Origin of the sequence: Streptomyces olivaceus, assembly GCF_000721235.1 — a bacterium.
GTDB classification, from domain to species: domain Bacteria; phylum Actinomycetota; class Actinomycetes; order Streptomycetales; family Streptomycetaceae; genus Streptomyces; species Streptomyces olivaceus.
The window spans coordinates 59,441-66,148 of record NZ_JOFH01000054.1; the positions used below are offsets into that span (position 1 = coordinate 59,441).

Annotated in this window: 11 protein-coding genes; 5 read left to right on the forward strand and 6 right to left on the reverse strand. The window is 73.4% G+C overall.

Features of this window, described 5'->3' with window-relative positions:
• Positions 1–115 precede the first annotated feature (115 nt).
• Positions 116–607, forward strand: a complete 492-nt coding sequence (locus IG94_RS0135680; protein ID WP_078892549.1) for an ATP-binding protein — start codon at positions 116–118, stop codon at positions 605–607.
• A 45-nt stretch (positions 608–652) separates the two neighbouring features.
• On the opposite strand, the gene IG94_RS0135685 is transcribed toward IG94_RS0135680, so the two are convergent.
• The 5 genes from IG94_RS0135685 to rpmG all read right to left on the reverse strand — a co-directional run bounded on the left by IG94_RS0135685 (position 653) and on the right by rpmG (position 3,192).
• Positions 653–931, reverse strand: a complete 279-nt coding sequence (locus tag IG94_RS0135685; RefSeq protein ID WP_031047360.1) for a DUF397 domain-containing protein — start codon at positions 929–931, stop codon at positions 653–655.
• A 358-nt stretch (positions 932–1,289) separates the two neighbouring features.
• A complete protein-coding gene (gene rpsR / locus IG94_RS0135690) occupies positions 1,290–1,529 on the reverse strand; it encodes a 30S ribosomal protein S18 (RefSeq protein ID WP_031047362.1) in 240 nt (79 codons plus the stop codon).
• A 3-nt stretch (positions 1,530–1,532) separates the two neighbouring features.
• Entirely contained in the window at positions 1,533–2,771 is a 1,239-nt protein-coding gene (locus IG94_RS0135695; protein ID WP_052411020.1) for a GTP-binding protein, read from the reverse strand.
• The gene (locus IG94_RS0135700; RefSeq protein ID WP_031047379.1) at positions 2,768–3,022 is read right to left on the reverse strand and encodes a type B 50S ribosomal protein L31; all 255 of its coding nucleotides are present in this window, start codon (positions 3,020–3,022) and stop codon (positions 2,768–2,770) included. The genes IG94_RS0135695 and IG94_RS0135700 overlap by 4 nt, the downstream gene beginning before the upstream one ends.
• A gap of 5 nt (positions 3,023–3,027) precedes the next feature.
• Positions 3,028–3,192, reverse strand: a complete 165-nt coding sequence (gene rpmG, locus IG94_RS0135705; protein WP_031047380.1) for a 50S ribosomal protein L33 — start codon at positions 3,190–3,192, stop codon at positions 3,028–3,030.
• A 72-nt stretch (positions 3,193–3,264) separates the two neighbouring features.
• Here rpmG and rpmB point away from each other — a divergent pair, with 72 nt between their 5' ends.
• The 3 genes from rpmB (at position 3,265) to IG94_RS0135720 (ending at position 4,515) form a co-directional block, all read left to right on the forward strand.
• A complete protein-coding gene (rpmB, locus tag IG94_RS0135710; RefSeq protein WP_031047382.1) occupies positions 3,265–3,501 on the forward strand; it encodes a 50S ribosomal protein L28 in 237 nt (78 codons plus the stop codon).
• Positions 3,501–3,806 (forward strand): 30S ribosomal protein S14, encoded by a 306-nt coding sequence (gene rpsN / locus IG94_RS0135715; protein ID WP_031047385.1) that lies wholly within the window; start codon positions 3,501–3,503, stop codon positions 3,804–3,806. Before rpmB ends, rpsN begins: the two co-directional genes overlap by 1 nt.
• Before the next feature lie 175 nt (positions 3,807–3,981).
• The gene (locus IG94_RS0135720; RefSeq protein ID WP_031047388.1) at positions 3,982–4,515 is read left to right on the forward strand and encodes a hypothetical protein; all 534 of its coding nucleotides are present in this window, start codon (positions 3,982–3,984) and stop codon (positions 4,513–4,515) included.
• Between the two features lie 163 nt (positions 4,516–4,678).
• Here the strand turns inward: IG94_RS0135720 and IG94_RS0135725 are convergent, their stop codons facing one another.
• On the reverse strand, positions 4,679–5,827 hold the full coding sequence (locus IG94_RS0135725; protein ID WP_031047393.1) for a DUF2786 domain-containing protein: 1,149 nt from the start codon (positions 5,825–5,827) through the stop codon (positions 4,679–4,681).
• An 87-nt stretch (positions 5,828–5,914) separates the two neighbouring features.
• Between IG94_RS0135725 and IG94_RS0135730 the strand changes: the two genes are divergently transcribed.
• The gene (locus IG94_RS0135730; protein ID WP_031047396.1) at positions 5,915–6,655 is read left to right on the forward strand and encodes a Clp protease N-terminal domain-containing protein; all 741 of its coding nucleotides are present in this window, start codon (positions 5,915–5,917) and stop codon (positions 6,653–6,655) included.
• Positions 6,656–6,708: the final 53 nt, after the last annotated feature.

Sequence of the window (6,708 nt, forward strand, 5' to 3'; positions counted from 1 at the left end):
CCATTTCGGTCACGTGCACGTGCATCTGCCCTTGCATCTGCGGTGCGCTTCCGAAAGCATGGTCCCGCACCACCGCGCCGCATCGCTACGACCGCGAATTCCGGGAGTGCCTCGCATGGGGACGAATGGATCGACCATGCTCCAGCCGTTACGGCAGGGCCTTCCGCCGCTCGACCCCGCTTCCGTGTCGAACGCCGCCTCCTGCGCCCTGCCGGCCCGTTACGAAGCGGTGCGCGAGGCCCGCAGGTTCACCCGCAGAACCCTTGAGGGCTGGGACACCGGGGACAGATTCGACGACGTGTGCCTGGTCGTCTCCGAGCTGGTCACCAACGCCCTGCGGCACGCGCTGCCCGCCGACACGGTGCGGCACCAGGAGTTGAACGGACCCGTCCGGCTGCATCTGATGCGCTGGACCGAGCGGCTGGTGTGCGCGGTGCGCGACCCCAGCCACGACAGCCCGGTGGCCCGCGAGACGGACGACTTCGCGGCGGAGTCGGGCCGCGGCCTGTTCCTCGTCGAGTCCTTCAGCGACGGCTGGGGCTGGCACCCGCTCGCCGGGACGCTCGACGGCAAGGTGGTCTGGGCGCTGTTCCGGCTCAAGCCGTGAAACCGTGACGTCGTGAAACCGTGACGCCGTGCAAGGCGGTCGGGGTCAGCTCGCGATCAGGTGGTCGAACTCGCCGTCCTTGACGCCCAGCAGCATGGCCTCGATCTCGGCGCGCGTGTAGACGAGGGCGGGGCCGTCCGGGAAGCGGGAGTTGCGCACCGCCACCGCGCCGCCGGGCAGCCTCGCGAACTCGACGCAGGAACCCTGCGAGTTGCTGTGCCGGCTCTTCTGCCAGGACACGTCCTGCAACTGCGTGGCGGTCATGCCGTTGTACGCCCCGGACGCGTCGTCAGCGGCGTACACGTCGTACACGTCGTGGTCCACAGGTCGCTCCCCGGTGATGCAGTGGCCGATGAGGCCATCGGTGCAGTAGATGCAGTAGATGCAGTGGTCAACTGATCCGGATCATAACCCTGTTCACGTGCAGATGCATGAGCAAATGCACGTGCACGCGTGGTGTTGCCGTGGTTACAGCTTTTGCGGTGACAGCTTGAGCGGCCGCTTGACCGAGCCCTGTTCTCTTTGACGCCGTGCTCAGGCAAGTCGTTCCCGCTCGTGCCCCCGATTTTGAAGAATATGCAACAACTTGCGACAGCCCGGGGACGGCACCGCGGCAGCACCGAGGGGCCCGCTCGCGGAACGGGCCCCTCGGTGGACGTGCGGCTGACCGGCGCGCGGCCGGTCAGCGCGTGGAGTACGGCAGCAGCGCCATCTCGCGGGCGTTCTTGATCGCCCTGGCCAGCTGCCGCTGCTGCTGGGCCGTCACGCGGGTGACGCGGCGGCTGCGGATCTTGCCACGGTCGGAGATGAACTTCCGCAGCAGGTCGGTGTCCTTGTAGTCGATGTACGTCACTCCGTCCCGGTCCAGCGGGTTGGGACGCTGCCGGGCGGGCTTGCGCTCGCCTCTGCGGGGCGTGGGCATGGATCAGACCTCCAGGAGGGTGTCAAAGGCGGGCGGCAGCAGCTCCCAGGCGGCCTGTCCCGCGGCGTACTCGGCGTCGGTCAGCAGGCAGGACTCCAGGAGCCGCTCCAGACCGTCGCGGTCCAGGCCCGGGGACGTGAAGACCAGGTGCTGGCAGCGGTCGCCGTGCTCGGGGTGCCAGTCCAGCGCGGCGGCGGCGCGACGCACGGGCGGCACCAGCTCCCAGGCCGCGTCGGGGAGCGAGGCGAGCCACGGCCCCGCGCCCTCCACGCACAGGGCTCCCCCGGCGGCGTCCCAGTGCAGCAGCGTGTCCCCCTTGCCGGCGAGCCAGAACCGGCCCCGGCTGCGGGCGGCGGCGCAGGTCAGGTCCTCCAGGGCCGCGTACAGCCGCTCCGGGTGGAAGGGGCGGCGCCGGTGCCAGACCAGGGTGGCGACGCCGTGCGCGTCGGCATCGGCCGGCAGCAGGGCGCAGGCCGGGTGCTGGGCGGCGGCCGCGGCCTCCACGTCGAACCCGGCGAGCGCGGCCCGCGCCAGTGCGGAGGACGGGGCCGCGGACGCGGACGCGGGGCCCGCAGGTGGTGCGCCCGCCGGGTGCCCGTGGCCGATCGGGACCCGGCGGGCCGTAGGGTGCAGCTGGGCGAGCAGCTCGCGGTCCTCGTCGTCGGCCTCGGGCGAGCCGGGGAGGCCCTCGGCGAGGGCGAGGACGGGGGCGTACTCCAGCTGGCGCGCGAAGGTGTCGGCGACGGTGCGCTGGTCGGTGGCCGCGGCGGCGAGACCGCCCTCGGCGAGGTCGTCGCCGTTGCCGAGGTACGGCAGGACCAGGGCCGGGTCGACGGCGGTGATCACACCGGTGACGGTGAAGCCGCCGGCCGTCACCACCTCCGCCATGGCCTTGGGCTCGACGGAGTCCCACAGCTCGACGACGGCCAGCGGGGTGCCCCCGGCGTCGGCGAGGCGGACCAGCTCCGGCACGAGGTCCTCGCGCAGGGCGCAGCACGCGCAGTCGTTGACGAGGGGCGCCTCGCCGGCGGAGAGGATGCCGGTGGCGTCCCGCACCGTCCGTACGACGGTGCCCGCGGCGGCCGTCGCCAGGTCGTGGTGGAGGACGACACTGCCGGGCACGTCGGCCAGCAGCCGCGCCACGGCCGCCCGGCGGGCCTCGGCGTGCAGCCCGCCGACGATCACCACCGGCAGGCCGGGGCGTTCCGCCCCGGGCCGTCGGGGGCGGCCCGCCCCGCTCATGCCCCGCCGCCCTTCCCGTACCTGCGCTCGAAGCGCTCCACGCGTCCGGCGGTGTCCAGGACGCGGGCGGTGCCGGTGTAGAAGGGGTGGCTGACGTTCGAGATCTCGACGTCGACGACCGGGTAGGTCCGGCCGTCCTCCCACTCGATCGTGCGCTCGCTGGTCATGGTCGAGCGGGTGAGGAAGGCGTAGTCCGCGGCGCGGTCGCGGAAGACGACCGGGCGGTACTCGGGGTGGATGCCCTTGCGCATGACGGTCAGCGCTCCTCTCGGAAGTCGACGTGCCGGCCGATCACCGGGTCGTACTTGCGCAGGACCAGGCGGTCCGGGTCGTTGCGCCGGTTCTTGCGGGTGACGTAGGTGAAGCCGGTACCGGCGGTGGACCGGAGTTTGATGACCGGACGGAGTTCGTTGCGTGCCATGCTGGTATCTTACTGAAAATGAATTCCATTAACACCTGCGAGCGCTCCACCTGAAGGAGAGGTACGTCACCCGTGTCCGCCCACTGCATGCTGACCGGCGCCCAGCCCGGCTTCGGCAACCGCATCTCCCACTCCCACCGGCGCACTTCGCGCCGCTTCGACCCCAACATCCAGACCAAGCGCTACTGGCTGCCCAGCGAGGGACGGCACGTGCGGCTGCGACTGAGCGCCAGGGGGATCAAGACCGTCGACACCATCGGCGTCGAGGCGGCCGTGGCCCGCATCCGTGCCCGGGGGGTGAAGATCTGATGGCGAAGAAGAGCAAGATCGCGAAGAACGAACAGCGGCAGCGGATCGTCGCGCGGTACGCGGCGCGCCGGGCCGAGCTGAAGGAGACCGTCCGCCGCCCCTCCTCCACGGAGGCCGAACGGCTCGCCGCCCAGCGGGAACTGCGCAGGCAGCCGCGCGACGCGAGCGCCACGCGGGTGCGCAACCGCGACCAGATCGACGGACGCCCGCGCGGGTACTTCGGCGTCTTCGGCCTGTCCCGGGTGAACCTGCGCGAGCAGGCGCACGCCGGGCATCTGCCGGGGGTGCGCAAGTCGTCCTGGTAGCTTGCGGCTGTTCGGGGCCGAACGGCCGTCCGGCGACAGCTTGGAGCTTCCGGTGACGTGGGTGACTGCGGAAAGTACGGCGAGCACGGCGAACGTGACGGGCGGGGGCCCCGCGGGTACGGGCGCCGCGCCCGGCCGGGGCCCGCGCGGACGGGGCCCACGCGGCCGGCGTTCCCTGCGGGCGGCGGCCGTGGCCCTCGGGCTGGCGGGCGCGCTGGCGTTGACCGCGTGCAGCGACGACGGAGGCTCCGGCGAGGGCGGCTCGGGCGGAGGGTCGAGCGACTCCAGCGGCTCCAGCGGCTCGAACGGCGGTGACACGTCGCCGTCGGCGGATCCCGGCGCGTCCGCGGGTACGGATGCGGGCGGCGGCACCGGCGGATCGCCGTCCGCCGGGGACGGGCTGGAGGGCAGCTGGCTGGCGACCACCGGCGGCCAGGCCGTCGCGCTGATCGTCACCGGCGACAAGGCCGGCCTGTTCGCCACCGGCGGGACCGTGTGCAGCGGCACCGCCGCCGAGGCTACGGGCGCCCGCACGATCCGCCTCAAGTGCACCGACGGCAGCGACGACCGGGCTACCGGCAAGGTCGCGTCCGTCGACGGCACCTCCCTCACGGTGACCTGGGAGGGCGGCCTCGGCGAGGAGACCTTCACCAGGTCCGAGGGCGGCTCGATGCCCCCGGGGCTGCCGACGGAGGGGCTCGGGGGCTGACGCCGGGGGCCGGGAGGGCGGACGTCACCGGGAGGCCGGCGTCGAGGGCCGGGAGGCTGACGCCGGAAACCGGGGGCGGACGTTGGGCGCCACCGGGAGGATGGTCGTTGGGCGCCGCCGGGAGGATGGTGCCCGGATCGCGTGTGGGATCGTGCCGGGCGCCCTACGCCAGGGGGCGGTGGCGGCCGACGCGGGCGTGATCGGCCGCGCGGGTGCCCTCCGTCCAGCCGGCCGCGTCGCTCACGCCGCGCAGGCGCGTGGTGGTCGTCTCCGGGAACATGCTCTCCAGGCGCTCGGTGACCGCGACCTCGCGCGAGGCGAGGACCGGCAGGAGATCCACGTCCGCCGCGGAACCGCTGTCGGCGGTGGCCGCTTCCGCCGCCGCCCGCAACCGGGTCCCCGCGCGGTGCGCGTACGCGGCGAGGAACGACTGGCGGAAGGTCTTGGTACGCCCCCGCCCACCGGCCCGCTGGGCGGCTTCCGCCTTCGTCATCGCCGCCTCGGCCTGCACCAGCAGGGAGGTGTAGAGGAGTTCGACCGCCTCCAGGTCGGCCTCGAAACCGACGACCGTGGAGAAGCCGAGCGGCTCGTTCCACACCGCGCGGCAGTGGTTGGCGTCGGCCACCGCGTCCAGCAGGACCGCCTTGGCCTGCTCGTACGGCGGGCCGACCCCGATCCGGCAGGCGCCCGGCGCGTCCGGCGAGGGCGCGTGCGCCGACAGCAGCGCCTCGTCGACGCTGTGCCGGGCCATCAGCTCCTGCGCCTTGGCGCTCAGCGCCTCCGCCTCCTGCGGATACCCGGTCGCCTCCGCCTTGGCCAGCAGCGCGCGGATGCGGGCGAGGGCGCGCGACTCCGGCCGCCCCTCCCGTGCCCCGCCGGCCTTCTCCCCCGTCTCCCCCGCCACCAGGGGCTCCAGCGCGGGCAGGCGCAGCAGCAGGCGGTACAGCTCCAGTACGGCACCGGCGTGCGAGAAGCGGTCGGTGCGGGGCGGCGCGGCCTCGTCCGGGAGGGCGTCGAGCTGGGCCGCCCAGCGGGGGCCGCGCGGCCGGTCGTGCGGTGCCTGGGCACGGATCAGCGCGGCCACCGAACGGACGTGCTCGGGGCCCAGTTCGCGGCGCACGACGCGTACGAGGTCGGCGGGCTGCCAGCCGCGCCGCCAGGCCGCGGCCACGAACTCCGCGCCGCGCGCGGCGAGTTCCGCGTCGGCCGCCGGGTCGGCCGCGAGCAGCGAGGCCGCCGTGTCGAGCGCGTCGTCGGCGGTGTCGTACAGGGCGGTCTCGAAGGCACGGTCGACGGTGCGGGACGTACTCACGCAAGCGATGGTGCCACGAGAGGGGACCGAAAAGCGGACTGTCAACCGAAGGTTGACAGTCCGTGGGATGCAACCTACGGTTGACACATGACGACCGACCCGAACATCACGTCATCCGTACGACTCGACGAACTCATCACCGCGATCAAGAAGGCGCACGGGGAGCCCCTCGAACAGCTCCAGGACGCCGTCATCGCCGGTGAGCACCTCGGCGAGGTGGCCGACCACCTCATCGGGCACTTCGTGGACCAGGCCCGGCGTTCGGGCGCGTCCTGGACGGACATCGGCCGGAGCATGGGCGTCACCCGGCAGGCGGCGCAGAAGCGCTTCGTGCCCAAGGAGTCGGCCGACCTGGACGCGAGCCAGGGCTTCAGCCGCTACACGCCCCGCGCGCGCAACGCCGTCATGGCCGCCCACCACGCCGCCAAGACCGCGGGCAACGCCGAGGGCCTGCCCGAGCACCTGGTCCTCGGCCTGATCACGGAGAGGGAGGGCCTCTCCGCCAAGGCGATCGCCGACCAGGGCGTGACCCTGGACGCGATCCGCGAGGCGGCGGCCTCCGCCCTTCCGCCGGCCGCCGCGGAGGTACCGGAGCTGGTGCCCTACGGCCCCGCCGCCAAGAAGGTCCTCGAACTCACCTTCCGCGAGGCGCTGCGCCTCGGTCACAACTACATCGGCACCGAGCACCTGCTGCTCGCCCTGCTGGAGCACGAGCACGGCGAGGGCGTACTGAGCGGGCTCGGCCTCGACAAGGAGGCCGCCGAGCGCTACGTCACCGAGGCGGTGGCGCAGTTCGTCCAGGTCGCCCAGGAGACGGGGAGCGACTGAGGGGCGGGCTGTCCGGGGCAGCCGGGAAGGGCGGGCCGGGGGCGGATCCGGGG

Bases quoted from the DNA above. Each gene is read 5' to 3' on its own strand.
- IG94_RS0135700 (WP_031047379.1), bottom strand. From the start codon at position 3,022: ATGCGCAAGGGCATCCACCCCGAGTACCGCCCGGTCGTCTTCCGCGAC.
- rpsR (WP_031047362.1), bottom strand. From the start codon at position 1,529: ATGCCCACGCCCCGCAGAGGCGAGCGCAAGCCCGCCCGGCAGCGTCCC.
- rpmG (WP_031047380.1), bottom strand. From the start codon at position 3,192: ATGGCACGCAACGAACTCCGTCCGGTCATCAAACTCCGGTCCACCGCC.
- IG94_RS0135695 (WP_052411020.1), bottom strand. From the start codon at position 2,771: ATGAGCGGGGCGGGCCGCCCCCGACGGCCCGGGGCGGAACGCCCCGGC.
- IG94_RS0135730 (WP_031047396.1), top strand. From the start codon at position 5,915: ATGACGACCGACCCGAACATCACGTCATCCGTACGACTCGACGAACTC.
- IG94_RS0135680 (WP_078892549.1), top strand. From the start codon at position 116: ATGGGGACGAATGGATCGACCATGCTCCAGCCGTTACGGCAGGGCCTT.
- rpsN (WP_031047385.1), top strand. From the start codon at position 3,501: ATGGCGAAGAAGAGCAAGATCGCGAAGAACGAACAGCGGCAGCGGATC.